Source organism: Gammaproteobacteria bacterium (assembly GCA_022450155.1).
GTDB lineage: Bacteria > Pseudomonadota > Gammaproteobacteria > Arenicellales > UBA868 > REDSEA-S09-B13.
In genome coordinates, this window is record JAKUQR010000003.1 from 113975 (window position 1) to 140753 (window position 26779).

The 26779-nt window shown below is 52.5% G+C and carries 25 protein-coding genes and 1 pseudogene; 20 read left to right on the plus strand and 6 right to left on the minus strand.

Annotated elements, in window-relative coordinates; all coding sequences use genetic code 11:
- Positions 1-24: 24 nt before the first annotated feature.
- Together MK323_02145 and MK323_02150 are read right to left on the minus strand one after the other, a co-directional pair.
- Positions 25-468 (minus strand): hypothetical protein, encoded by a 444-nt coding sequence (locus tag MK323_02145; GenBank protein MCH2480960.1) that lies wholly within the window; start codon positions 466-468, stop codon positions 25-27.
- Positions 455-2149 (minus strand): glutamine--tRNA ligase/YqeY domain fusion protein, encoded by a 1695-nt coding sequence (locus MK323_02150; protein ID MCH2480961.1) that lies wholly within the window; start codon positions 2147-2149, stop codon positions 455-457. Before MK323_02150 ends, MK323_02145 begins: the two co-directional genes overlap by 14 nt.
- A gap of 347 nt (positions 2150-2496) precedes the next feature.
- On the opposite strand from MK323_02150, the gene fusA reads away from it, so the two are divergent.
- The 3 genes from fusA to sat all read left to right on the plus strand — a co-directional run bounded on the left by fusA (position 2497) and on the right by sat (position 7212).
- Positions 2497-4536 (plus strand): elongation factor G, encoded by a 2040-nt coding sequence (gene fusA / locus MK323_02155; GenBank protein ID MCH2480962.1) that lies wholly within the window; start codon positions 2497-2499, stop codon positions 4534-4536.
- A gap of 180 nt (positions 4537-4716) precedes the next feature.
- Positions 4717-5817, plus strand: coding sequence for a 3-deoxy-7-phosphoheptulonate synthase (locus MK323_02160; GenBank protein ID MCH2480963.1), 1101 nt, complete (start codon positions 4717-4719; stop codon positions 5815-5817).
- A 201-nt stretch (positions 5818-6018) separates the two neighbouring features.
- Positions 6019-7212 (plus strand): sulfate adenylyltransferase, encoded by a 1194-nt coding sequence (sat, locus tag MK323_02165; GenBank protein MCH2480964.1) that lies wholly within the window; start codon positions 6019-6021, stop codon positions 7210-7212.
- A 38-nt stretch (positions 7213-7250) separates the two neighbouring features.
- Here the strand turns inward: sat and MK323_02170 are convergent, their stop codons facing one another.
- Entirely contained in the window at positions 7251-7517 is a 267-nt protein-coding gene (locus MK323_02170) for a Trm112 family protein (GenBank protein MCH2480965.1), read from the minus strand.
- A gap of 128 nt (positions 7518-7645) precedes the next feature.
- Here MK323_02170 and MK323_02175 point away from each other — a divergent pair, with 128 nt between their 5' ends.
- Complete coding sequence (locus MK323_02175) at positions 7646-8770, plus strand: cation diffusion facilitator family transporter (protein ID MCH2480966.1); 1125 nt, start codon at positions 7646-7648, stop codon at positions 8768-8770.
- 39 nt (positions 8771-8809) lie between these two features.
- Positions 8810-9502 (plus strand): FKBP-type peptidyl-prolyl cis-trans isomerase, encoded by a 693-nt coding sequence (locus MK323_02180; GenBank protein ID MCH2480967.1) that lies wholly within the window; start codon positions 8810-8812, stop codon positions 9500-9502.
- 72 nt (positions 9503-9574) lie between these two features.
- Here MK323_02180 and MK323_02185 read toward each other — a convergent pair whose 3' ends face one another.
- Together MK323_02185 and MK323_02190 are read right to left on the minus strand one after the other, a co-directional pair.
- Positions 9575-10681 (minus strand): isocitrate/isopropylmalate family dehydrogenase, encoded by a 1107-nt coding sequence (locus tag MK323_02185; protein MCH2480968.1) that lies wholly within the window; start codon positions 10679-10681, stop codon positions 9575-9577.
- A gap of 64 nt (positions 10682-10745) precedes the next feature.
- Positions 10746-11591 carry a DMT family transporter gene (locus MK323_02190; GenBank protein MCH2480969.1) on the minus strand — a complete coding sequence of 282 codons (846 nt, stop codon included), beginning with the start codon at positions 11589-11591 and terminating at the stop codon, positions 10746-10748.
- Between the two features lie 223 nt (positions 11592-11814).
- Here MK323_02190 and MK323_02195 point away from each other — a divergent pair, with 223 nt between their 5' ends.
- The 12 genes and pseudogenes from MK323_02195 (at position 11815) to MK323_02250 (ending at position 22458) form a co-directional block, all read left to right on the plus strand.
- Complete coding sequence (locus tag MK323_02195) at positions 11815-12786, plus strand: NAD(P)-binding domain-containing protein (GenBank protein ID MCH2480970.1); 972 nt, start codon at positions 11815-11817, stop codon at positions 12784-12786.
- A 26-nt stretch (positions 12787-12812) separates the two neighbouring features.
- Positions 12813-13901, plus strand: a complete 1089-nt coding sequence (gene serC, locus MK323_02200; protein ID MCH2480971.1) for a 3-phosphoserine/phosphohydroxythreonine transaminase — start codon at positions 12813-12815, stop codon at positions 13899-13901.
- 28 nt (positions 13902-13929) lie between these two features.
- Complete coding sequence (locus MK323_02205; protein MCH2480972.1) at positions 13930-15165, plus strand: DUF1015 family protein; 1236 nt, start codon at positions 13930-13932, stop codon at positions 15163-15165.
- Positions 15166-15414: 249 nt separating this feature from the next.
- Positions 15415-16149 carry a B12-binding domain-containing protein gene (locus tag MK323_02210; protein MCH2480973.1) on the plus strand — a complete coding sequence of 245 codons (735 nt, stop codon included), beginning with the start codon at positions 15415-15417 and terminating at the stop codon, positions 16147-16149.
- A gap of 106 nt (positions 16150-16255) precedes the next feature.
- The gene (locus MK323_02215) at positions 16256-16885 is read left to right on the plus strand and encodes a DUF1638 domain-containing protein (protein ID MCH2480974.1); all 630 of its coding nucleotides are present in this window, start codon (positions 16256-16258) and stop codon (positions 16883-16885) included.
- Positions 16878-17183, plus strand: coding sequence for a virulence factor (locus tag MK323_02220; GenBank protein MCH2480975.1), 306 nt, complete (start codon positions 16878-16880; stop codon positions 17181-17183). The genes MK323_02215 and MK323_02220 overlap by 8 nt, the downstream gene beginning before the upstream one ends.
- Positions 17184-17301: 118 nt before the next feature.
- Positions 17302-17532 (plus strand): annotated as a pseudogene (locus MK323_02225) (methylenetetrahydrofolate reductase).
- On the plus strand, positions 17529-18440 hold the full coding sequence (locus tag MK323_02230; GenBank protein ID MCH2480976.1) for a methyltetrahydrofolate cobalamin methyltransferase: 912 nt from the start codon (positions 17529-17531) through the stop codon (positions 18438-18440). Before MK323_02225 ends, MK323_02230 begins: the two are co-directional and overlap by 4 nt.
- The gene (locus tag MK323_02235; protein MCH2480977.1) at positions 18437-18847 is read left to right on the plus strand and encodes a GFA family protein; all 411 of its coding nucleotides are present in this window, start codon (positions 18437-18439) and stop codon (positions 18845-18847) included. Before MK323_02230 ends, MK323_02235 begins: the two co-directional genes overlap by 4 nt.
- A 4-nt stretch (positions 18848-18851) precedes the next feature.
- On the plus strand, positions 18852-20858 hold the full coding sequence (locus MK323_02240) for an ASKHA domain-containing protein (GenBank protein MCH2480978.1): 2007 nt from the start codon (positions 18852-18854) through the stop codon (positions 20856-20858).
- Positions 20859-20942: 84 nt separating this feature from the next.
- A complete protein-coding gene (locus tag MK323_02245) occupies positions 20943-21599 on the plus strand; it encodes a Crp/Fnr family transcriptional regulator (protein ID MCH2480979.1) in 657 nt (218 codons plus the stop codon).
- Positions 21600-21636: 37 nt separating this feature from the next.
- On the plus strand, positions 21637-22458 hold the full coding sequence (locus MK323_02250) for a DUF2797 domain-containing protein (GenBank protein ID MCH2480980.1): 822 nt from the start codon (positions 21637-21639) through the stop codon (positions 22456-22458).
- 43 nt (positions 22459-22501) lie between these two features.
- Here MK323_02250 and MK323_02255 read toward each other — a convergent pair whose 3' ends face one another.
- Entirely contained in the window at positions 22502-23719 is a 1218-nt protein-coding gene (locus MK323_02255; protein MCH2480981.1) for an MFS transporter, read from the minus strand.
- Positions 23720-23873: 154 nt separating this feature from the next.
- Here MK323_02255 and MK323_02260 point away from each other — a divergent pair, with 154 nt between their 5' ends.
- Genes MK323_02260 through MK323_02270 form a run of 3 tightly spaced genes read left to right on the plus strand, consistent with a single transcriptional unit; the run spans position 23874 to position 26736 of the window.
- Positions 23874-24653, plus strand: coding sequence for a (Fe-S)-binding protein (locus MK323_02260; protein MCH2480982.1), 780 nt, complete (start codon positions 23874-23876; stop codon positions 24651-24653).
- Positions 24650-26083 carry a LutB/LldF family L-lactate oxidation iron-sulfur protein gene (locus MK323_02265; GenBank protein ID MCH2480983.1) on the plus strand — a complete coding sequence of 478 codons (1434 nt, stop codon included), beginning with the start codon at positions 24650-24652 and terminating at the stop codon, positions 26081-26083. The genes MK323_02260 and MK323_02265 overlap by 4 nt, the downstream gene beginning before the upstream one ends.
- Entirely contained in the window at positions 26080-26736 is a 657-nt protein-coding gene (locus MK323_02270) for an LUD domain-containing protein (GenBank protein ID MCH2480984.1), read from the plus strand. The genes MK323_02265 and MK323_02270 overlap by 4 nt, the downstream gene beginning before the upstream one ends.
- Positions 26737-26779 lie beyond the last annotated feature (43 nt).

Consider the following 26779-nt stretch of genomic DNA (forward strand, 5'->3'; position numbering starts at 1 on the left):
GGTGTCGTTTTCCACAGGGTTAGATTAAGTCTGGAGCTTAACCGGCACATCCGGAACCCACAGGTATCCATCGGAATCCAGCAGGTAGGCTTCCCTCAAACCATGCGGTTTGTCGGAGGCGCTTTGCAGCACGGTAAAATCTTGGGCAATCGCATGGGCCTGAGCCTTATCGGGGTCACAACCATGTAGCCTCAATTCAACAGCCCCCCCCCGGTGAGCCAGCTTCGCAAGTGTGGCATTCAACGGGTGGCTGTCGTAGGTATGATCTGCATGGATCATCCACTCGGCACCATATCCACGTACGACTGCGAAATCAGTATCGTGATAGACGATGTCTGCACCCAGAACGTCGTGCTGAAAAATCAGGGCGCGTTCGAGGTTTGCTGAAATCAGATTGATGGTCAGTCCTTGTAGTGACTGACCATACACATCTGCCGCCAGCCAAGGTTCCCCCTTACGTTTTTTCATTGACGATAGTTTTGCCCCAGGAATCTCGGAGTTCGACGGTGCGGTTGAACACTAGATGAGAGGGTGTTGAATCTGAATCTACGCAAAAGTATCCGACCCTTTCGAACTGGAATGACTGTCCAGCTGTGGCGTCAATGAGCCCGGGCTCGACTTTGCTGTTGGTGATCACTGCCTTTGAGTCTGGGTTGAGTAGTTTGAGAAAGTCTTTGCTGTGATCCGCCAGCGGATTAGCATCCTGGAAAAGTCGATCATACTGGCGCACTTCGGCCTCTAAAGCATGTTGGGCCGATACCCAGTGCAGCGTGCCCTTGACCTTTCTGCCATCGGGAGCGCGACCACCTCGGCTTTCGGGGTCGTAACTACAGCGCAGTTCTGAGATTTGACCCTCTGAGTTATGTATCACCGCCGTACAGGTTATGAAGTAGGCGTAACGCAGGCGTACTTCTCTGCCCGGTGCGAGACGAAAGAATTTTTTCGGCGCCTCTTCCATGAAGTCCTGTCGATCAATGTAGAGTTCGCGGCTGAAAGGGATCTGTCGACTGCCCATATCTGGATTATTTGGGTGATTTTGAGCTTCGAACTGCTCGACTTGGCCTTGCGGATAGTTTTCGATCACTATTTTGAGCGGGTCCATAACAGCGAAGACACGCGGCGCATTTTTGTCAAGGTCTTCGCGGACGCAATTTTCCAGAACGCTGGCTTCGATTTGCTGTTCGTTTTTGGTCACACCGATGCGGGTACAGAAGTTTCGAATAGCGCGGGGTGTATAGCCCCGACGCCGCAGGCCTGAAAGAGTGGGCATTCTCGGGTCGTCCCAGCCGCTGACGCGATTCTCATCGACCAGTATCGTCAGCAGGCGCTTGCTCATAATCGTGTAGTCCAGCGACATCCTGGAGAACTCGATCTGACGAGGTCGTTTAGAAATCGTTACGTTATCGAGCACCCAGTCATAAAACGGCCTCTGATCTTCGAATTCAAGAGTACACAATGAGTGGGTAACGCCTTCGATCGTATCTGAAAGCGGGTGAGTGAAGCCATACATCGGATAGATACACCAGCGGTCTCCCGTATTGTGGTGGCCGCTGTGCCGGATACGGTATATCGTAGGATCTCGCATATGGATGTTGGGCGCAGCCATATCGATTTTTGCTCGGAGAACATGCGAGCCGTCCGGGAAATCACCTGCGCGCATTCTTTCGAAAAGTTCCAGGTTCTCAGCCACGGACCGGTTACGATAAGGGCTGTCTGATCCTGGCTCAGTCAGAGTGCCCCGGGATGTGCGGATCTCTTCTGCGCTCAGACTACAGATGAAGGCTTTGCCATTCTCAGTGAGTTCGACTGCCCAGTCATAGAGTTGTGGGAAGTAATCCGACGCATGGGTCAGACGATCTTCCCAGTTGAATCCTAACCAGCGCACATCAGTTTTGATCGATTCGACATACTCCGGGCTTTCCTTATCGGGGTTGGTATCGTCAAAACGCAAAAAGCAGCGACCCGCAAAGTCTTCGGCCAGACCGAAATTGAGACACATGGACTTTGCATGGCCGATGTGCAGATAACCATTGGGTTCAGGTGGGAACCGGGTGACGATCCCGTCTGTATGATGCCCGTCGGTAATATCTGACTCAATGATCTGGCGGATGAAATTGGTTGGCGTTACCGGTTTAGAAGTATCGTTCATGTTGATTTGTTTCGATCAATTCAGCGATGTGTGGCCGCTGCCTATCCCGTGAGCACAATATTTTACTCGTCATAGCGGACAACTTGTGATCTACCGTCGACGGGGCGTCGCAGGTTGGCAGCCCCGAATTCCAGCCCAAGCCGGATCAAGTAGCTGGGCAAAGGTCTCCGCTGGCGGACCGTAAAATACAAAGTGCTGTTGATTCATCTCGTATTTCGTGCTACTGAATGTTCCCAGGTACTGGAAAAGCCACCGCATGGCCGGGCTGGAACCGGCCAAATGGGTCGTCGGAACGGGCTTTTGCCAGTGCAACAAGAAACCAAAAGAGGCAGGAAGGAGAACGTTAAATGGCCTACACAACAGAAGGCATCCGGAACCTTGCGCTCGTCGGTCACGCCGGGAGTGGGAAAACTACATTAGCAGAAAGTCTGCTCCTAGATGCTGGCGTCATCAATGAAGCCGGTGTGGTTGAAAAAGGTTCGACGGTAACTGACTTCGATGAACTTGAACAAAAACACCACCACTCGCTGACAGCTGCAGTGGCATCCTATGATCATGACGGCACGCATATTAACCTGATCGACACACCCGGATACCCGGATTTTATCGGGCCAACACTAAGTGTTCTTGGTGCCGTGGAGACCATTGCGATAGTTGTGAATGCCCAGAACGGTGTGGAGAGTTCAACGCGACGCATGATGGAGGCAGTCAAGCAACGCAACTTATGCGCGATGATTGTTGTGAATAGAATTGACGCCGAAGACATCGATCTGGAAGCGGTTTATGCCCAGATCCAGGAGTCGTTCGGCAGTGAATGTCTGGCGGTTAATTTACCGACTTCGAACGGTAGTGATGTGGTCGATTGTTATTTTGGGACTGAGGGGGAGTCAGACATGTTCTCGGTCGAAGATGCACATACTGCAATCGTAGATCAGACCGTAGAGTTGGATGATGATTTGATGACAGCGTACCTCGACCAGGGAGAAGTTGCCCCGGAGCAGTTGCATGATCCGTTTGAACAGGCCATGCGCGAACGGCATGTGGTGCCGGTCTGTTTTGTTTCCAGCAGAACAGGCGCCGGGGTCCGGGCGCTCAACGAGTTTATCTGCAAAATGCTGCCAAACCCCTTGGAAGGCAATGTACCACGATTCGTGAAGGGTAACGGAGATGAAGGAGAGACTTGTGACGTGGTGCCAGATGGTTCGAAACCGGTGCTCGGCCATGTCTTCAAGATTTCCTTCGACCCGTTTGTAGGACGACAAGCGGTATTCCGTCTCTATCAAGGCACAATAAAAAAAGATGCGCAGGTGTTTCTGGGGGACAGTCGAAAAGGTCTGAAAATCGGTAACCTGTCCAGCTGTCTGGGCAAGAAACTTTCCGACTCCGCTGCAGCGATACCGGGCGACATCATGCTGATTTCAAAAGCCGAAGGGTTTGCTTACGATGCTGTGATGCGAGATGCTCATGATGACGAGCACATCCAGTTAGAGGCTGCCGCATTGCCAACGCCTATGGTGGGTATTTCGATTGCGCCCAAGAGCCGCGGCGACGAACAGAAAATTGCTGAAGTACTGACAAAGCTTACCGAATCAGACCCTTGTTTTCGGGTCGAACGTGATCCTGCTGCGAACGAGACCGTGCTCCGTGGTATGGGAGACCTGCACCTGCGGATGGCAGTGGAACGAATGAGCGACCAATATGCCGTAGAGGTTGTAACCGGGGTGCCTACAATTCCTTACCGGGAGACTATCGGTAAGTCTGCTGAAGGACACTCTCGGCACAAAAAGCAGACCGGCGGTGCCGGTCAGTTCGGGGAGGTTTATCTTCGGATCGAACCTCTGGCGCGTGGTGAGGGTTTTGACTTTGTGAATAAAATCGTCGGCGGTGTTATCCCCGCCCAGTTCATTCCAGCGATCGAGAAAGGTGTGCAGAGTGTCCTGCAGGGGGGTGCTGTAGCCGGTTTTCCGATGCAGGATATCCGGGTGTCAGTTTACGACGGCAAGCATCACGCGGTGGATTCGAAAGAGGTGGCGTTTGTGGCTGCCGGGCGTAAAGCATTTCTCGAAGCGGTGTCGAAGGCCGGTCCGGTTGTTCTTGAACCGATCGTGGATCTGGAGGTTACGGTGCCTGCTGATAATATGGGAGATATCACGGGTGATCTGTCTTCGAGACGAGGCCGGGTCAGCAGTACAGATTCGATGCCTGGCGGCATGATCAGCATCATCGGTCGAGTGCCGCTTGCAGAGATGGATCACTACCAGTCGAGGCTTAAATCAATGACCGGCGGTGAGGGCAGCTACACAATGGAGTTTTCGGCCTATGACCCCGCACCAGGAGATGTACAGAAAAAGCTCTCAGGAGCCTTCGAGCACCCGGAAGAGGATTGACCGGGTAACAGCCCGGCAGGATGTTCAATCTGAATAAGTTGCTGGGCTGGTAGTTAAAGCAATATACAGTCCCAGACTGACTCGTCAGAGGCGACCGCCGATGTTCTCGGGGCAGTGCTATACTTGCGCGCGCCAAAATGCCAGAAATCGCCATCCATGATTAATGGCTCTACTGATGTCATGACGCAAACAGAACAATACAAACCGTCCATCAGTGATGATCTCGGTGTTACAGACAATCTACGGATCTCCGGTATACAGGATGTAGCCGATCCGAAAACTGTCATTGAAGAGCATCCAGTACCCCCTTCAGTTGCGCAACTCGTAACGCGCACGCGTGCTGAGGTTCACGCGATTCTCCATGGCCAGGACGACCGTGTGGTCGTAATTGTCGGACCCTGCTCGATTCATGATCCTGTTGCGGCACTGGACTACGGGGCCCGCCTAGCAGTGTTACGGCAGAATTATTCCAATGACCTGTTGATTATTATGCGGGTTTATTTTGAAAAGCCCCGGACCACTGTCGGCTGGAAAGGGTTGATTAATGATCCAGATCTCGATGGCTCATTTAATATCAATAAAGGTCTGAGGCTCGCCCGTAAATTGTTGCTGGATCTTAACCTGGCCGGTGTGCCTGCTGGAACGGAATACCTGGATCTGCTGACACCGCAATATATTGCCGATCTGATCAGTTGGGGTGCTATTGGTGCCCGAACGACGGAAAGTCAGCTACACCGGGAGCTGGCATCCGGATTGTCTTGTCCTGTTGGATTCAAGAACGGCACTGATGGAAATCTCAAGATCGCAATCGATGCCGTAGGCGCTGCAGCACACCCCCATCATTTCCTGACCGTAACCAAGGCTGGCTATTTGGGAATCTTTGAGACCAGTGGTAATGAGGATGGCCATGTGATTCTCCGGGGTGGTCAATCACCGAACTACGATAGCGAGAGCATCAACGCGGCTGCTCAAATGCTGGAATCGGCCGGTCGTTCGCCAATATTGATGGTTGATTTCAGTCATGCGAACAGCGGAAAACAGCATCGTGGACAGATTGCTGTTGGCGCTAACGTTTCGAGTCAGTTGGCCGGGGGTGAAAATAGGGTAGTCGGTGTTATGATCGAAAGTCATATCGTCGAGGGCCGGCAAGATGTTGTGACGGGTGGTAATCTCGTGTATGGCCAAAGCATTACCGATGCCTGCCTCGGCTGGGATGATACGGTTCAGGTGATTGAACAGTTGGCCGCAGCAGTTGATACTCGCCGGAGTTTGTCGCGCTAAGATTATCAACTGACTGGTCCACAACCTGTGAGACTGGTGGGCACGAATCTACTATCCGCCCGCTTTATGATCTGATCAGTAAATTTTGCTTTTAGTGTGGGCTTTCGGTGTTACGCTTGTCTTAAGGCCCCAATCGCATCTGTTACCCGAATGACTCTGAGAAATCCGGCTGTGCTTTTGCTACTGTTGTTGAATTGAGCCATGATTAAGCCCCATGGTGCCACCGAACTCAAACCACTTTATGTCGCCTGCGCCGAGCAGCGTCGCTCACTTGAAAGTGAAGCTCAGCGTCTGCCATCACTGAAGATCAGTTCGGCGTCAGCAGCAAATGCTGTCATGCTGGGTGCAGGATATTTCACGCCTCTGTCTGGATTTATGGACCAGCGCGATATGGCCAGTGTCGCTGCGACGATGCACACGGCTGATGGGCTATTCTGGCCCGTCCCAGTAGTCAACTTGGTTCAGCAGTGCAGCTATCGGACCGGCGACCGCATCGCATTGAGGGATCCTAACATTGAGGGCAATCCGGTTCTGGCTGTGCAGGACGTCGCTTCTGTTGAGGAACTTTCAGACAAAGATCTTGAGTCGGCCATTCAATCAATCTATGGCACTCTCGACAGGAATCATCCTGGCGTGAATGTGTTTTCCACCCAGGGCAGGGTGCTGGTCTCTGGACCGATCACCGTCCTGAATTACAGTTATTTTGCTCAGGTCTATCCAGCGACTTTTCGTACTGCAGAGCAGATCCGGGCCGATATCAGTGACCGCGGATGGAGTCAGGTGGTCGCGTTCCAGACTCGTAACCCGATGCACCGCGCCCACGAGGAGTTATGCAAGATGGCGCAGGCCGCGGTCGGTGCCGATGGAATTCTGATTCACATGCTCCTGGGGCAACTCAAGCCTGGCGACATACCGGCAGATGTGCGGGACGCCGCAATCCGGACGATGGTTGAACTGTATTTCCCAACCAACAGCGTGATAGTCGCTGGCTATGGGTTTGACATGCTGTATGCAGGGCCGCGGGAAGCGGTACTACACGCTGTTTTTCGCCAAAATACAGGATGTACACATCTCATAGTCGGTCGTGATCACGCGGGTGTTGCTGATTACTATGGCGCGTTCGATGCGCAGACAATTTTCCACGATCAGGTTCCTGACGGCGCCCTGGACATTCAGATATTCGAGGCGGACCATACCGCGTATTCGAGGAAGCTCGACCGGGTGGTCATGATGCGAGACGTACCTGATCATGAGCCGGAAGATTTCGTGCTGCTGTCCGGGACCCGGGTTCGAGAAATGCTGTCGGCAGGTGAAGCACTGCCACCCGAATTTGCCCGGCCTGAAGTCGCCCAGATTCTGATGCAGCACTACCAGGAACAGCAGGCAGGCCGTTAAACGGATCGATTCAGGTTTCTAGCGCTAATGGGAAACTGTTAAAGCCCCTCGATCTGGTCAACCGCAATACTCTCCTCTTCAAGCATCACTGGAATTCCGTCATCAATTCGGTAGATCCGTAGTTTGTTTTTGGTGATCAGGCCCTCACTGAGGGGTGTTTCAACAACGGTGTCGTTGGCCTGCGTGACGTGTCCCGCGGCAATTGCAGCATTGACCGCAGCGAGTTTCTCCTCACTGAGCGGGAACACCGGTTGTTTACTGACCGGGCAGCACAGAATCTCCAGAAGTTTGGGATCGATCGGCATGGATGGTAATGTTGGTCGTTTCGATTGTGACAGGTACGCAGAGTTCTCTGAGTATACTGTTGCACCTGTGTAAGCGCATCTCTAGGCACGGCAAATGTTGGTGAACACTACTCGGTAGGTGGTGCTCTATGAGTACAAATTCCAAGAATGTAGTGCTGATCGCGATCTGTGGTAATGCAGTGCTGACTATCCTGAAGTTCACGGTCGCCGTTCCGACGCATTCGGCAGCGATGATGAATGAGGCGATCCATAGTCTGATGGACACGCTTAACCAGTTATTTCTGCTGATGGGACTGAAAAGCGGTAGCAGGCCGGCCGACCGTCGGTACGCTTTCGGTCATGGCCAGAAGAAATATCTGTGGAACTTGTGGAGCGCGATTGGTCTTTTCTCAATCGGCTGTGGGCTGGGGCTTTCACATGCCTGGCATGCCTGGCAGGAGAGCCATAACATCGCCGAACAGGTTGCTGTTGAACCGACTCTATTCGGATCGATCGATCCTCTGGCATTGGCGATGAGTGTCTTGCTGATTGCGCTCTTGGTTGAGTCCTGGGTATTACGTGTGGCCTGGCGTGAATTCGCGCAGCGCGCTCGGATGAACGGTCATCAGAATGCGCTGTCCTACCTCAGCCAATCAGATGATCCAACATTGGTCGCCGTTCTGCTTGAGGATGCGGTTGCGGTCATTGGTGTATTACTTGCTGCAATTGGCATTGCGCTAACGCACGCAACCGGTATTGCGCTCTGGGATATCGGGTTCTCGGTGGTGATTGCGGTGATGCTGGGTATCACTGCAGCATTTCTAGGCATGATCAATATGCGGTTTCTTACCGATGTTCGGGATCAGGAAGCCGAGGAAACCTTTAGGTTGATTGCCGACGCCCACAAAGATATTGAGCGTTATCATGACCTGCGCAGTATTGTCATTGATGACCGCAATACAGTTCTCGTGGCCGAAATTGAACTGAAAGAGGAGAGTATCGTATCTACTCTGCGGGAGAGGATGACACAGCATCGTGCTGACAGTAGCGTTGGGGTAACCGATCTGGACAATGGTGAGCCTGGGCGGGTAGAGTTTCTGTCTGACCGAGTGCTGGTTCAGGCCACACTTGAACGTACCGAACAAATCATAGACGAGCTAGAATTGCGTCTGCGTGAACGATGCCCCGTGTATCGCATGTTACGATTGAAGTTGAAGGTATTGTTGCAAACCACCCAGTGGACGAGTCAGATGGGCAATACCGTGGTGGTGTAGACACGCTTGAAAAATGATGAAACGTTTACGGATGCTGGTATGAATAAATTGGTTACAGGTTGTGTAATAGCTGTCGGGCTGATGATTCCGACATCGTCGATAGTTGCGCAGGCTATGCTCGACTCTGATGAGCAGAAATACAGTTATGCGCTGGGCTATCAGATCGGCTCTCAAATACAAAGGCAACTGGATTCAGAGGGCGTTAAACTGGATGCTGATGCCTTTGCCCGTGGAATTGCGGACGTGCTCTCGGGACGAGCACTTGCGCTCAGTCAAGAAGAGATCATGCTTGCGATCGAAACCAAAGGGCAGCTGGAGGCGCAAAAGATGAAAGAAGTTGGGGACTCGAACAAATCAAGCGGTGAGGCATTTCGAGCAGAATACGGCAAACAGGCGGCTGTCTTGCGCACCGACAGCGGTATTTTATACCGGGTTCTGACAGCCGGTTCTGGCGCAAAACCTGGTCCAGATGACACCGTGGTTGTGCACTATAGGGGCACCCTACCGGATGGTCAGGAATTTGATAGTTCCTACAAGCGCGGCCAGCCGGCGACCTTCAGTCTAGGCGGCATCATAGCAGGATGGAAAGAGGTACTTCAGTTAATGCCAGAAGGGGCGAAATGGGAGGTTGTGATTCCGCCGGAACTGGGCTACGGCAACGTCGGTGCCAGTGGCCTGATCGGCGCAAATCAGACCCTGGTCTTCGAAATAGAACTGATTGAAGTTAAGTAGCCCTTCCGGCTGTGTGATCAAGGCACTGCTGTCGTTTGGCTGTGGCGATCTATTTGTTCTCCACAATGCGCTTCAGTCGACTGCCGGGAGGATATTGATCACTTCCCGGGCCACAGCGCGGGTGCCCTGATTGCCACCGAGTTCTAGTGGACGCAGACGACCGGATGAGAAGCCTGTGTAAACAGCAGTTTCAATCATCTCGGCTGCGCAATCTAGTTGATCTTGTCCCGATTTCTCGGCCAGGTATCCCAGCAACAGTGAACCGCTGAGAATGCAGGCCAAAGGGTTTGCGGCATCTCGCCCCATGATGTCTGGTGCGCTGCCGTGGGCGGGTTGAAACAATCCGTGGTGATCTCCAATCTCAGCACAGGCTGCCATGCCCATGCCCCCGACAAGACCACCAGCGAGATCAGACAGTATGTCGCCATACATATTTTCCATCACCATGACATCGAATGACCAGGGTTTGCGGATAAGGTCCAGAGCCTGGGTATCGATGTAATTGTGATCGGCAAAAATGTCGGGGTATTCCTCGGCTCGTTCGTCGAAGATTTTTCGGAAAAATGCCATGGACCTAAACACATTGGCCTTATCGACACAGGTCACCCGGCCGGGCCTGCCGCGATTTTTTCGCTGCCTTGCCAGTCGAAATGCGAAATCGTGAAGTTTTTCGGTGGTGTTTCTCGTGATGCGCAGTGTCTCACGTACCTCATTTTCATTGGCGATTTGTGTTCGCCCATGTACGGCAGCCGAATAGAAAAGACCTTCGGTCGATTCCCGTACGATCACCAGATCGATAGTCGAGGCGCGGGGATCTGCCAGGGGCAGGGGTGAATTCGGATAGGCTCGGGCCGGTCTCACACCAGCGTAGAGTTGTAGCTGTTCCCGCAGGCGCAGATGGGGAGCTATCTCTGTGCCATCGCGATATCGGATCTCTGGCAATCCAATGGCACCCAATAAAATAGCGTCGGCCTGTTCAGCGGCTTGTTCAGATCCGTGTTCAATGTCTCTGCCAGACTCTCTGAAGTAAGCCGCACCGGCATGGTAGCTGTTAAAGTCTAAGCAAAAGCCGCCAATGCGTTTTTGCACGGCCTCAAGGACAGCGATCGTCGCATCCGTTACATCGGGGCCTATTCCATCTCCCCTGAACACGGCCACCTGATAGGTTGACTGACTCATGTCGTGGCCGAAGGGAGAGTATCGTGGATACGCTTGCGCCGCTGGGTGAAGGCCGACCGGATCATTACGGTGCTAAATTCATAATTGTAATGCCGACCACAACCGTTACGGCCGCGCACACCCTGTGCAACATATGCCGTTCCTTGAGCATGAGTCCCCCAATCAGTACAGCAATGATTACGCTTGTTTCCCGTAGGGCAGAGATCATGGCCATGGTGTTGGTACTCATTGCGTAGATAACCAGACCATAGGCCAGGGCTGCAACCATACCGCTTGTCCATAGCCCGCGCCAGTGCGTAAGGTAATAATCCTTGAATGTATGCCGACGAATCAGTGAGACGAAGGTGCCGAATGTGGCAGCCTCAAGAACAAACAGCCAGATGATGTAGCCCAGCTTTGACTGGGCCTCCCTTACACCTAGCCCATCGGCTAGCGTATATCCGCTAATCCAGATTGCAGTGCCTAGCGCGAACAGCACGGGCTTCAGATTGCCACGCCAGGGCAGACCGTTCTCGAAACTGAGGCTGATAATTCCGACGCAGGCAAGCGCAATGCCAGCCAGAACCGCCAGCGATAAAGTTTCTCCGGCAAGAAGCACCCCAAATCCGGCGATCAACAGTGGGGCGCTACCCCGCGCAAGTGGATAAACCAGGCCGAGGTCTCCAACACGATAACCGCTGATCAAAAAGCCGTAGTAACCCCAGTGCAGAACCAGCGAAAGCCCAAGATACGGCCACGCTGCTGGGCTGGGAATCGGGACAAATGGCAGCAGGCACAGGCAGATAATCCCGGAACATCCATGCATCAGAGCGAGGCTGAGTAACTTGTCATCACCAGCCTTAATAAAGGCGTTCCAGGCGGCATGTAGAAATGCAGCCGCCAGCACGAGAATGATTGTTGAGAGCGTCAAGATGTCGGACCGGAGATCTGTTGCGCCCGCCGACCGTACGAATAGTCGTAGATTAGCGGGGACCCATGATTTATCCTAAAGCGACTCTCGGCAGTCCGGTAACGCAACTCCCCGGTGCCTAGACTTTCCTTTGCCCCGGTGCTCATTGAAAATCCCCGACAACGCTGTGATCCGCACCGCATAGATTGCGGCCTCACGTATCCTGATCACGAGACTATGACTGATGAGAATACTTTTTGCTGACAAGTTCCCAGAGACAGCTGTAGCTGAACTCAAACACAAAGGGCACAACTGTGTGCTGCAACCAGATCTTAATATTGATGAGCTTGACTCTGTGCTTGCGGAATATGATGTGCTGGTGGTGCGAAGCACTCAGGTAACGAAAAAGGCAATAGAGGCCGGAAAATCGCTGAAGATGATCATTCGAGCTGGAACCGGAACGAACACGATCGACAAAGATGCCGCGGCTGCTCGTGGTATTTATGTCTGTAATGTACCCGGTCGAAATGCTGCAGCAGTGGCTGAATTGGCCATCGGTCTTCTGATCGCCATCGACAGAAATATTCCGGACAATGTTAAAGCGTTGCGCCAAGGAAAATGGAACAAGAAACGATTCAGTGTCGCCGTGGGTCTAAAAGGTCGGCGTATGGGTGTGGTTGGTCTTGGCGCAATAGGCTTGGAAGTGCTTGAACGGGCGCATGCGTTCGGGCTGGAGTTGTATGTCATTGAACGTCCAAACCGGTGGCGGGAAACGCACGACCGCCTCGTTCGTATAGGCGGTATAAAGCGTGTCTCCGGCCTTAAAGAACTGGCGGAACGCTGTGAAATCCTCAGTTTTCATGTGCCATCCGCAGTTGCCACGAAAAAAATGGTCGATGCCGAACTGTTGGCACGTATGCCGGTGGGGGCCATTGTTATCAATACCTCTCGTGGCGATATTGTCGACGAGGAAGCCCTGATTAAGGCGATGGATGAGAAGGGGATTCGGGCAGGACTGGATGTATTTCGCGGGGAGCCAAGTGGCGATGAGGTTGAATTTCAATCAGCTCTTGCCAGACATCCCAATGTTTACGGTACACATCATATCGGCGCTTCTACGGATCAGGCACAGGCAGCAGTTGCCAGCGGTGTGATAGAAATCCTGGATGCGTTCAGTCGGGGCAATATCCAACACTGTGTCAATATGGACACGTGATTATTTAATGTACTAGGAGACAAGTGATGAGTCGGCGAGTCAACAACTTCAGTGCGGGTCCGTCAACTCTGCCTCAGCAGGTACTTGAGGAAGCTCAGGCAGAATTTTTGGAATACCAGGGTTCAGGGATGTCACTGATTGAAATGAGTCATCGCGGGAAATATTTTGTTGAAGTTCATCGGGAAGCGATGGCAATGACTCGGAAAATATTCAGTGTTCCGGACAGTTTCAAGGTGCTGTTCCTCCAGGGTGGCGCAACGTTTCAGTTTTCTATGGTCCCAATGAACCTGTTGCGGTCAGGTGAGCGCGCCGGCTACGTGAATTCCGGCAGTTGGGCCACCGGGGCAATAACAGATGCCAGATTCTACGGCGATATCTATGCCGCGTGGGAAGGTAAGGATTGCGACTACACCAGGATGCCACAGGACGATGAGTTGAAAATTCAGTCGGGTACCCGCTATCTACATATCACATCCAATGAGACGATCGGCGGCGTGCAATTTACCCACTGGCCTGACGTTGAAGTACCCCTGGTCTGTGACATGTCTTCAGACTACATGTCAAGGGCGATACCCTGGGAGAAGTTTGACTTGGTATACGGTGGGCTCCAGAAAAACCTGGGTCCATCCGGAATGGCGCTGGTGTTTGTGAGAGAGTCAATACTGGAGGATTGCAACACTGAAATCGGGCGCTATATGCGCTATGCCGTCCATGCCGAGAAAGATTCTATGTTCAATACCCCACCGGTGTTTCCAATTTACATGCTGGGAAAGATCCTTAAGTGGATGGATGAGAAGGGTGGGCTCGATGTTATCGAGCGGGAAGCGCAGGAGAAAGCCAACCTGCTGTATTCGGTGATCGACAGCAGTGACGGGTATTACAGTTGTCCTGTTGAAAGCAGGTGCCGCTCGGTCATGAACGTGGTTTTCCGATTGCCAAACAGTGATCTCGAAGCAGGGTTCCTCAAGCAGTCGGACGCTGCCGATCTGTTCAATCTCAAGGGGCACCGGAGTGTTGGTGGATGTCGAGCGAGTATCTACAACGCTATGCCACGTACTGGCGTCGCGGCACTGGCAGAGTTTATGCTTGCCTTTCGGGAAAATAACCCAGGCTAAGGCCCGTGTCATTTACAGGTAAATCTGCGTGACACAGATCCACACCTTCATGCCCTATGTCGTTTGCCGTGATCGAGCGGAGCGCGTGGTTGCACCTGCTTACGATTCAATGGCGCCTGCCGAACGCGCTGCCTACATCAAGGCAAACCCGTCGAACTTCATCAAAACGATGAGAACGCCAGAGGAATACACCGAGTCGGAAAACACGTCTCTGGAGATGGTTCTCGATCACAATCTGAACGCGGTTCAAAAAATGTTGGAGGATTCGACATTCGAGCGTCAACCTCAGCAGGCGCTGTACATTTACCGACTGCATGCCGGAAACCATGTGCAGACGGCTGTCATAGCAGAAGTACCGGTGGCTGAGTATCAGCAAGGTCTCATTCACAGGCATGAGCATACGCGTTCTGAACATGAAGATAGACTCACGCAATACCTGCAGTATGTCGGCGTGAGTTCCAGCCCTGTTTGCCTGGCTTATCAGGACGATGCTCGAATTGATAAGACTGTAGAAATCATTACCCAGGGTAAATCGATGCTTGATTTTGCGTTGGAAGACGGGGTGCAACAGACGATCTGGAAAGTTGTTGAGACCGAGCAGATCGATATTTTGCGAACCCAGTTTTTGAGCGTTGAGGCCGTCTACCTCACCGATGGGCACCATAGGATGGCAGCTAGCGCTCGACATGCGGTCAGTCGATCACACAGTGAAAAATCAAGCAGTGGTCCCTGGAGTTATTTTCTGGCGGCGCTGTTCCCGGCGACCCAGTTGAGGATACTCCCTTTTAACCGGTGTGTTCGTGATTTAAACGGGTTTTCTGTGGAGCAACTGATTAACCAGCTCTCGTTAAACTTTACTGTCGATCAGTTTTCCGATGACAACACGATGGTACTGCCGTCCAAGCCAGGTGAGTTCACCCTGCTGGCAGAAAATCGGGTGTTTCGGCTGCAGGTGCGCTCGGCGCGAATACCCAACGATCCGGTCGGTTGTCTGGATGTATCGCTACTGCAAAATCTATTTCTTGGACCTGTGTTGGGTATTGGGGATGACCGATCTGATCCTCGACTTAATTTTGTCACAGGTGACAGTGGACTGAATGGTTTGAGACAAAGGGCTGAGGAGGGGTGGCGCATTGGTATTGCCTGCTATCCAACTTCCATGAAAGACTTGATGAGCATCGCAGATCGTGGCTTGGTCATGCCGCCCAAATCAACTTGTTTCGATCCTAAAGCCCGTTCAGGCATATTTCTGAGGTTCTCCTGAACGGGGCATTACGGTTTCTAGTTTCAAAGCAATTAACACTTGTTATTTACAGGTTTTGTTCAGTGCAATCAATTAAGCTGACAATTAGTCAGTTGGTTTGTAGTTCTCGGTGTCGCAAAACAGATCTCACATGTCGCGCGCAAATCAACAGACCCGAGTATTAATCTTAGAATGCCGCTGTAGTAGTGGGGTCAACCATCTGAACGTTTAACTCGTGTCGTAGAACATCAACCATAAGGTGCGGAGACGATGACTGAGACTGAAGTTGCAGATACTGAAGTTGCAGATGCTGAAGAAGAACTGGATCTGAGTACACTGTCTGACGAGGAACTCGTTGAGCAGATGCACGATGATCTTTATGACGGTCTGAGAGAAGAAATTGAAGAGGGGACGAACATACTGCTAGAGCGAGGCTGGGCTCCGGATAAACTTCTTGCGAATGCCTTGGTAGAGGGGATGCGCATAGTCGGTATCGATTTTCGCGATGGTATTCTGTTTGTGCCTGAAGTCCTGATGTCAGCCAACGCAATGAAAGGCGGTATGGCGATTCTGCGTCCACTACTGGCGGAAACTGGTGCGGCAAGTATTGGTACAGTGGTGATTGGCACGGTAAAAGGCGATATCCACGATATCGGCAAGAATCTCGTGAGTATGATGCTGGAGGGGGCGGGTTTTGAGGTCTATAACATCGGTGTAAATAACCCGGTCGAGAATTTCCTAGAGGCAATTGAAGAACATAAGCCGGACATCGTGGGCATGTCTGCGCTACTCACCACGACGATGCCGTATATGAAAGTGGTTATTGATACCATGATCGAACGCGGTATTCGGGATGACCACATCGTGCTGGTGGGTGGCGCACCGTTAAACGACGAATTCGGGAAAGCGATTGGTGCAGATGCTTACTGCCGGGACGCGGCCGTGGCAGTAGAGACAGCTAAGCAGTTGATCGCAGAGCGCCGAGGGGAGTCGATACCAGCGTAAGACCTGACAGGCGAAGATTGGACACTGAACTGTATTGGTATTTGAGGAAGCAGAGCAGGCAGTGGACGGCACAGAGTAGTTTACGAAACGACATGAGAGTAAAGCAGTGGGCCAACAATCTGCAAAACTGATCATTGCTTGCGGTGCACTCGCAAGAGAGATCCAGCAACTGATTGATATCAATAGTTGGACTGATGTAGACGTCCAGTGCCTGCCCGCTAACCTTCATAACCGTCCGGATCAGATTCCAGACCGTGTGCTGGATAAGGTTCAGAGCAACCGCGATCGATATGCGCACATATTTGTGGCGTATGCAGATTGCGGGACAGGCGGCCTATTGGACAGCGCGCTCGAGGCGCTCGGGGTGGAGAGACTGGAAGGTGCCCATTGCTACCAGTTTTATGCCGGATCGGAGGTCTTTGAACAGTTGCACGACGCTGAGCCTGGCACCTTTTACCTGACTGACTTCCTGGTTCGTCATTTTGACAGGCTGATCATCGATGAGTTGGGATTGGACCGGCATCCCGAACTCAGAGAGACTTTTTTCAGGAACTACAGTCGATTGTTGTACCTGTCACAGGCCGAAACACCGGAGCTAGTCACCAAGGCGCGACGTGCAGCGGATCGACTCGGGCTTAAGTTTGAACATCGCCCTACCGGATTCGGTCAGCTGGAAACCGGCTTGAACCGGTTCATGGTGTCTGTGCCGCTGACTGAGACTACACCCGATGGCTAAACTGATTACTGTCTATTGGCGGGATATTCCGTCACAGGTTATTGCGAAAAAAGGGCGATTGACGAGCAAGGCAAAGCTCAGTCAACGATTTCAAGAGGCCATTGACCGTGCCGCGATGCGGGCGGGTAAAGGCAGTAGTGATGCTTACTTGAGTGAGTGGCGACGGGAAGCCTCTACCTGTGGTGAAGATCTTGAAATGGCTGCTAAACAATTAGCAGATCTACTTGAACAGCATTATAGCGATGACGACCTGCTGGCGTTAATTCGGGCCAAGGGCGTTAAAACTGATTCTGCCTAACCAAGCCTGAGCCCAGATGTACGTTGTCCGAAGATGGTCAGTACGCCACTCACGCCTGCTTGAAACGGCCTACCAAGTTTTGGAGGCCGTATTGAATAAGCTACATCCACTGTGGAATTTAGCTCGACTCGAGGGTGCTGTGGATCAACAGCAAGAAGGCATAGAGAACTGCATCGAATTGATGCAACAGATCAGGGAGATCGATGGAATTGCAGGTGTACATGTGATGGCCTATAGGCAGGAAGAGATGGTAGCGGAAATCATCCAGAAATCCGGTGTATTGAACGGGCGATCCCCATCGATGCCGCCACAACTGGAGAATCTTTACGACTCCAGGAGTATGCAGTGACCATTACGCTAGTCAGTTCGGCAAATCGGGAGCTTCGAATAGGGTTTGATCAGCCGTTTTGCATTATCGGGGAGAGGATCAATCCTACTGGGCGCAAGGTTCTTTCAGAAGAAATGAAAAACGGAGATTACAGTCGGGTTGAGGCCGACGCGCTGGCACAGGTGGCGGCTGGCGCGCATATGTTGGACATAAACGCCGGTATACCGCTGGCTGATGAACCTGCCATTCTCGCCGAGTGCATACAACTCGTTCAGTCGTTGACTGATGTACCGTTGTCTATTGATTCATCGATCGTTGCGGCCCTGGCATCGGGTCTTTCGGTTTATCAGGGTAAAGCGCTGGTGAATTCAGTTACGGGTGAGGAAGAACGTCTTGAAACTGTTCTCCCGCTGGTTAGAAAATTCAATGCCGCTGTGGTTGCGATATCGAATGATGAGACCGGTATCTCAGAGGATCCGGATGTCCGGTTTGAAGTAGCCAGAAAGATTGTAGAGCGTGCCGAAGATCATGGAATACCGCGGGAGGATGTTGTTGTAGACCCGCTCGTTATGCCTATTGGCGCATTGAATGACGCGGGTCGGCAGGTGATGAGTATCGTCCGTCGATTGCGTGAAGAATTGAAAGTGAATTCCACTTGTGGTGCCTCCAACATCAGTTTTGGTCTCCCCAATCGGAATGGGCTGAACTCGGCATTTCTTGCCATGGCTATAGGTGCGGGTATGACATCGGCCATTACAAATCCGTTACACGGAGAAGTGATGCAGGCCGTTTCAGGGGCCGATGTGATGACGGGTCACGACCCCGATTGTCGACGCTGGATCAAAAAATACAGGGAGCCGGTGCAAGATACTGAGACAGGCGGGGGCCGAGAGCGAGGGCGGAATCGACGCCGCCGTTCAGCAAGATGACAGGTTCCAAACATCATGGTCACTGCCTGTGCGGCGCCGTCACCTTCAAGATCACAGGTGAACTGCGTAGCGTGCTGGTTTGCCATTGTTCACAGTGTCGGCGGAGCAGTGGTCACCTCTGGGCAGCAACCGCAGCGCCAGTAGATGCCGTCGAGATCCACAGTCAGAAAACACTGTCGTGGTATCGCTCGTCGTCAAAGGCCAAGCGCGGGTTCTGCAGTCGCTGTGGTTCCAGCCTGTTCTGGCAATTGGACGGGTCAACATCATTGTCTATAGCAGCTGGATCATTGGACGTGCCCACGGGCCTTAGCACACAAGAACATATCTACTTTGACGATGCATCGGATTACTACACAGTACATCCAGACGAACAGATTCGAACGGGTACTGAGACAGTATTTGAGTAGAACAATGACAGAAGCAATGGTCGTATTTACACCTTCGGGCCGACGCGGTCGTTTCCAGGTGGGCACTACGGTGTTGCAGGCAGCACAAGAACTCGGTGTCGACATCGATTCGGTTTGCGGGGGTCGAGCAATCTGTGGTCGCTGTCAGGTGCTTCTCAGCGAAGGTTCTTTCCCCAAACACGGAATTGAGTCGAATCTGGACAATCTATCAGCGCGTAGCGACAGTGAAGTGGAATACGACCGACAGCAATCTCTTACCCAAGGTCGCCGCCTGAGTTGTTCGACCCGAATTCTGGGCGATGTGGTCATAGACGTGCCGGCCGACAGCCAGGTCCACAAGCAGGTTGTACGAAAAAGGATTGAAGTACACGATATCGATGTGGATCCCCTGGTGCGCCTGCATTACCTGGACGTGCCCGAACCCAATATGCATGACCCGGCTGGCGACCTGCAGCGGTTGTTCGAGGAGCTGGAGTTTGAATGGGGTCTTACCGGCCTTGGCTGTGATCGGCACGTACTTGAGACGCTGCAGGGCAGTCTGAAATCAGGCGAACGAAAAGCCACCGTGGCTGTCTATCGACAGAAGCAGATCATAGCAGTCTGGGCTGGATTCAGAGATCGCGCTTTGGGTATTGCAGTCGATGTAGGATCAACCACGATAGCAGTGCATCTTTGTGATCTTTCCTCCGGTGAAGTTCTGGCTTCTTCGGGCATGATGAACCCGCAGATCCGCTTCGGTGAGGACCTGATGAGTCGGGTGTCCTATGTCATGATGCACCCTGGCGGCGACAAGGAAATGACACAGGTGGTGCGGGCTGCGATCGCCCAGCTGGCGCAAGAAGTCTGTCGGCAGGCGGGCTATGACACCACCGACGTCCTGGACGCGACCTTTGTTGGTAATCCCGTTATGCACCATCTGCTGCTGGGTATCAGCCCGATAGAACTCGGTGGTGCTCCCTTTGCTTTGACAACTGATCAGGCGATCGAGCTCAAAGCCAGTGAACTGGATCTGGATCTGCACCCCGGGGCGAGGTCTTACGTTTTACCTTGCATTGCCGGTCATGTCGGTGCGGACGCAGCCGCGATGGTGCTGTCTGAAGCACCCTATTTACGTGAGGAAATAACGCTGCTGGTTGATGTTGGCACCAATGCGGAGATAGTGCTGGGAAATCGACATCGGATGCTTGCGGCAAGCAGCCCAACCGGACCCGCTTTCGAGGGTGCTCAGATCAGCTGCGGGCAGAGGGCTGCACCGGGCGCAATAGAGCGAGTTCGCGTTGATCGGGATACGCTTGAACCTCGATTCAAGGTGATTGGTTCAGATCTTTGGTCTAATGAAGGCGGATTTGATCAGAGTATTGCCGATCACGGCGTAACGGGTATTTGCGGTTCCGGGATAATCGAGGTCATTGCGGAAATGGTGCTTTCGGGAATCTGCTCCAGCGACGGTGTGATCGATGGTGCCCAGGTAAGCCGATCTCGTCGGATCATCGCTGATGGGCGGACTTTCTCCTATGTGCTGTATGACCAGAGTGTGACCCTACAGATCACACAAAATGACGTCCGGGCCATTCAGCTGGCTAAGGCAGCGCTGTACGCCGGAATTCGATTGTTGATGGACGGTCTTGGCATCCAGTATGTTGATCGGATCCGGCTTGCTGGTGCGTTTGGTTCTCACATCGACGTGATGTACGCCATGGTATTGGGCTTAATCCCGGATTGCGATCTCGACAATGTCACATCCGCGGGAAATGCTGCGGGGACCGGTGCGCATATTGCACTGGTTGATCAGAATGCACGGCAGGAAATAGAAAAAGAAGTCCGTCGGATAGAGAAAATCGAGACAGCTGTGGAACCGCGATTCCAGGAGCATTTTGTCGCGGCGATGGCAATACCCCATCAGACTGCAGAATTCCCGCAGCTGGCAAAGGTAGTGACCCTTCCAAGCCGGCAAGATAAATCGCAGGATAAAGGCAGGAGCACGGGTCGCAAACACCGTCGGCGCAGTTGAACTACTGTCGGTTGCGTTGACATACCTGCCTGGATACTCTGTGTTGTACCGACACGAGCTCATCAATACCTGCCGGAGCAGTGAATGAATTCCTCGATACTGGCCGAAGTGCCTATTTTTGCGGGCCTGAAACAGTCAGACCTTGATCAACTTACTCACTGTTCGACCCGCAGGTGGTTCAAGCGAGGCAGTGTTATCGTTACGGAAGGAGATCCAGCCGACGGACTTTATGTCGTGGTCAGCGGACGAATTAAGGTCCTTTTGAGCGACAATGAAGGGAAAGAAGTGGTACTGACTGTCGAATCTCGAGGAGCATGTTTTGGTGAGATCGCCCTGCTGGATGAAGAACCCAGATCGGCATCGGTCGCCGCGCTGGAAAAAACGGAACTGTTGATAATCTATAGAGATCACTTTATGGATCTACTGGACAATCATCCTGAACTCGCCCGGTCACTTATTCGCTCACTGGCCTATATGGTGAGGCGATTAACGAAGAACGTGGAGAACCTTGCACTGAAGGATGTTTATTGTCGGATTGTGGAAGTACTCGAGCGCAGGTCGGTGGTCGAAGACGATGTTCATGTTGTCAACGAGCGCCTCACGCACCAGCTTATCGCCGACATGATCGGTGCATTCAGGGAGATGGTGAGTCGGATCATGAGTGATCTGGTCAAAGGAGACTATATTAGCGTTACATCGGAACAGATTCGCATTAACAGGCGCCTTCCATCCGGCTGGTGACCGGACGTAAAGACCGAGACATTCCGGATTAATTCAGATGACAGAAGGAACGCTTCGAAAAATGCCTGCCGAGCTGGTAGACCCGGTTCATTACCGGCTGCCGGTGGGAGAAGAGCTGATCGATTTGAATCCCCTGCTTGGACAGGAGATTTCCCTCGTTTATTCGGGAAGAATATTTTGTATTGAATGCGGTCGAAAAACGAATAAGAGCTTTAATCAAGGGTACTGTTTTCCCTGCTTACGTCGCCTGGCTGCATGCGATACGTGTATCGTCAAGCCCGAACTGTGTCATTACCATGAAGGAACCTGCAGGGAACCGCAGTGGGGGGAGACGCATTGTATGCAACCTCACGTGGTTTATCTTGCCAATTCTTCGGGCCTGAAAGTGGGGATCACACGCAAAACACAAGTGCCAACGCGATGGATAGACCAGGGTGCGATACAGGCATTACCGATCGTTGAAGTGGATACCCGACTGCAGTCGGGTCTGATAGAGACCGTGCTAAAAGGCACAGTCAATGACAGAACTGACTGGCGTCGAATGCTGAAAGGAGGACAAACCGAGATCGATCTCAAGTCCGAATGGGATCAACTGCGCAAGACCAGCGAAGCTTTGCTCACAGACTGCCAGTCAAAGTTCGGCTCGGCGGCTGTCCGCCTGAAGGGGCAGGAACAAGTGACACGGATCTCTTACCCGGTCTTACACTACCCGGACAAGATAAAGACGTACAATTTTGATAAAGAAAGGGTTGTAAAGGGCACCCTTGAGGGGATCAAAGGCCAATACCTGATTCTCGACCTGGGTGTTTTGAACATTCGAAAGTTTGCTGGATACGAAATTTCATTCACAGTGTGCTAGTGCTGCGGATAGCCGACTTATCAAGGTACAACCGACAGAGGGATCAGTTCTGACGAACGGTATTCAGAGTCGGATCCTTGGCCGATCCCCAGCGGCCATGGACTACTTCGTTTCCCGGGCAAGGGTTTTCTGGCACGTTGAATGAAAGCAGCATCGACAGTACCGCCAGCGCACTGCCCACCAGGAAAACAGCTGACGGTGAGATAAGCCACAGGAAACCCAACACCGCGGGCAATACCACCGCTGCGATGTGATTGATGGTAAAACCAACGCCAGCAGTGGCTGCAATATCGGCCGGATCGGCAATCTTCTGGAAATAGGTTCGAATTGCTATCGCGAGTGCAAAGAAAAAATGGTCGATGATGTAAAGACCAGCGGCTATACCGGCGTTGTTCACGAACGCGTAGGCTGTAAACACAATCGTAAGCCCGACATACTCGAATATTAGAATTCTCCGCTCACCTATATTACCGATCAATCGTCCCAAACGGGCGGCGAACAGCATGTTAAGCACAGCATTCACCAGAAACAGTATTGAAATCGTTGCCACGTCGAAACCAAATTTCTCGACCATCAAAAATCCGGCAAACACGATGAATATCTGTCGCCTTGCGCCCGAGAGAAATGTGAGAGCGTAATACAGCCAGTACCGTCGACGCAGCACCATCTGACGGTTCTGTTTGACTGTGACTGGGAACTGTTGAAACAGTAGCCAACAAACAAAACCGATCACCACAGTTGCACCACCGCCCAAAAGGTAGACAAGCGAGAAATCAATAGCTAGAACCTCAAACGTAATCCAGATAAAGCCATAGACCACGATAGAGGTAAATGCTCCCACTGCGATCACCCTTCCAAGTAATTCAGGTGCCTTGTCCTTGTCGACCCACTGTAGACACAATGAGGAGTGAACAGTCTCAAAGTAGTGAAATCCAAGCGACATCACCACGGTAGTGACATAGAGTCCGATAACACTCGGAAACCACCCAGTCACGAGTGTGCCCACTCCCAGCAACAGTAACGACACATAGGCTATGGTCTGCTCTCGACATAGAAATAGAAGAAACACCACCAAAAACGCGAGAAATCCTGGAACTTCACGAAGGCTTTGCAGAATACCCATCTCTGCACCGCTGAAGGCAGCGCGCTCAATCGCAAAGTTATTGAGCAGTGCCTGCCAGGTCGCAAAGCTCAGGGGCACAGCAGCCGCCGTGAGCAAAAGGAGAAATTCTGGCCGGTCCCGAAATTTGGACAAATACATATCGAATCGATTGGTCAGTCCATCAAATGCACCCGTGAATCAGTGCATCAGGCCGTCGGTTTATGGGTCGGATATTGGCCGATCATACCCGGTCGCTAAACGATGTTAGAGTCGTACGGTAGTATATCTTGCCATTTGAGTGAGTGGCCACCGGATGAGTGATACCCTGAAAAAACCAAGAGTGGGATTCTTTGTGACCTGCCTCGTAGATATCATGAGGCCAAGGGTCGGGTTTGCAGCCGTTAAGCTACTGGAGCAGGCCGGTTGTGAGGTGGAGGTGCCACGCAGTCAGAGTTGTTGTGGTCAGCCCGCCTACAACAATGGGGATGAGGCCAACAGTCGTGCGATTGCAAAGCAGGTCATCAACGTCTTTGATCAGTTTGACTACATCGTTGTTCCTTCAGGATCGTGCGCAGGGATGTTCAGTGAACATTTCCCGAGACTGTTCAGATACGAATCATCTTGGCTTTATCGATCTCAGCGAATGGCAGCCAGAACGTGGGAGCTGACCCGCTTTCTGGTTGAGGTTATGCAGGTGAATTCGTTGGGTTCGTGTTATCCGGCAAAGTGTGCCTATCACGACTCGTGTTCAGGTCTGCGTGAACTGGGCATTCAGGAGCAGCCACGGCAGTTATTGTCTTTGGTCAAGGATCTTTCATTGGCAGAACTTGACGAGCGAGACGTCTGTTGCGGATTTGGGGGGACGTTCAGTGTCAAATATCCGGAAATCTCTACTCGGCTGGTGTCAAATAAGGTTTCTGATCTAGAACAGACCGCGGCAGACACCCTGCTGGGTGGGGATCTGGGATGTTTGTTGAATATCGCCGGTCGCCTGCGCCGAGAAGGAAAAGCAACCAAGGTGTTCCACATCGCAGAAGTGCTTGCTGGTATGGCGGATGGACCTGGAATCGCTGAGCCCGGGGACGAGGCATGACGCAGGCGGCACCTTCAGCAGCGGTCTTTAAGAGCAAGGCACGGGAGGCGCTGTCTGATCCCGCATTACTACAGGCGATGGAGCGGGCTAAAGGTGGTTTTGTTGGTGCAAGGCGGATTGCTATAGAGGAACTGGCGGAGTTTGAGTCCCTACGCGATGCAGCACAGGATATCAAAGATCATGTGCTCAATCATCTCGATCTGTATCTTGAACGCTACGAGCGCAAGACGATCGAGAATGGTGGTCATGTTCACTGGGCACAGACTGCTGAAGAAGCCTGCGAAATTGTCAAGAAGATATGTCTCGATGCTGATGCCCGACTCGTCGCGAAAGGTAAGTCGATGGTATCCGAGGAGATGGGACTCAACAGAGTGCTTGAGGAAGCCGGTATTGAAGTCGCCGAAACTGATCTTGGTGAATATATTATCCAGCTTGCCGGTGAGTCACCCAGTCACATCATTGCCCCGGCGATCCATAAGACCCGAGAGCAGATCACGGAACTGTTTTACGAAAATCACAAGGGTCATGGATTTTCTGAACGGGTCACTCGCCGGGAAGACATCGTAAATGAAGCACGCAGTGTACTGCGTAATGTATTTGCCCGCGCCGATGTCGGTATAACCGGTGCTAATTTTCTGGTCGCTGAGACCGGTGCAAACGTCATTGTCACGAACGAAGGAAATGGGGATCTCGCCAGCACCTTGCCTCGCGTTCAGATCATCACAGCAGGCATCGAGAAGGTCATCCCTTCGCTGGATGATCTTTCGACATTCCTCCGTATCCTGAGTCGCAGTGCCACTGGCCAGGAGATGTCTGCGTACACGACTTTGTATGCAGGACCCCGTCGCCAGGGGGAGGTCGAAGGCCCAACGGAATACCATGTTGTGCTGTTGGACAATGGTCGATCCGCTATGCTGGGCGGCAGTTATCGTTCAATGTTGCGTTGTATACGTTGCGGCGCTTGTTTGAATCACTGTCCGGTGTATTCAGCAGTGGGGGGTCATGCTTACGGCTGGGTCTATTCAGGCCCCATGGGGTCAGTGCTGACGCCACTCATGCAGGGGTTTGAGCGGTCGTTCGATCTGCCCAACGCCTGTACCTTGAATGGTCGCTGCAATGATGTGTGTCCGGTACGAATTCCATTGTCGGACATGCTCCGAAGACACAGATTTGAGCAGTACCGTCGAAATCTCAACCCGTGGCTGGGCAGACGTCTGCTGTCGCTGTGGGCCTGGTTTGCACGTCGACCGAGGCTCTACCAGGGTGTCGTCGCACTACCTGTCTGGGCGATGAATCGTTTTGGCAGAGGACGGGGTGTCTTACGTAGATTGCCGGGGGCGGGTGGATGGACAGGAGGTCGCGATTTGGCAGTGCCGGAAAAGCGTACTTTTCAGGTTCAATGGCAAGCTAAAAGAGACAGTGACGCGTGACTGGCTCAAGGAATAACATTCTTCAGGCTGTGCGGTCCTCTCTGGCTACCAGAGAACAGCATTCTCCTGGTCGCGTCGAATTGGTAGAAAAGTGGATCTCGGCGTCCGAGGCCCACATTCAGCCCCACGTAGAAGATCCACTGATACAGCGATTTTGTGACAAGCATGCTGCGGTCCACGGTACCTACGAACGTGTAGCGGGCCTGGCCGAAGTGCCGGCTGCGGTACTGCGTCACCTGACGGCCATAGAAAATCCTAAACAACTCCTGGTCGGGCAGGGTGAACTGCTGGATTTGGTATTGTGGCCCGATGATATTTCCATAGAGAAACGCCCTGCAACAGTCGAAGATTCGGTGGCGATAAGCGAAGCTTACGCCGGAATTGCCGAGACAGGCACTCTGGTGCTCCTCAGCGGAGAGCAGCGTTGGACTTCTCATAATTTCTTGCCTGATGACCATATCATTGTTTTGAACTCGACCCTGATTGTCAGGCACCAGGAAGATATTTGGGCGAGACTGCGTGGGTTGCCAGACGGATTGCCCCGCGTAGTGAACCTGATCACCGGGCCGTCAAAGACAGCAGATGTCGAACAGACGGTACAGTACGGTGCTCACGGGCCCCGCAGGCTTCATCTTATCGTGGTCGAGGGTTAATCTGCGCGGCCAGCGTGGTAGTGGACCACGATATAATCTCCAT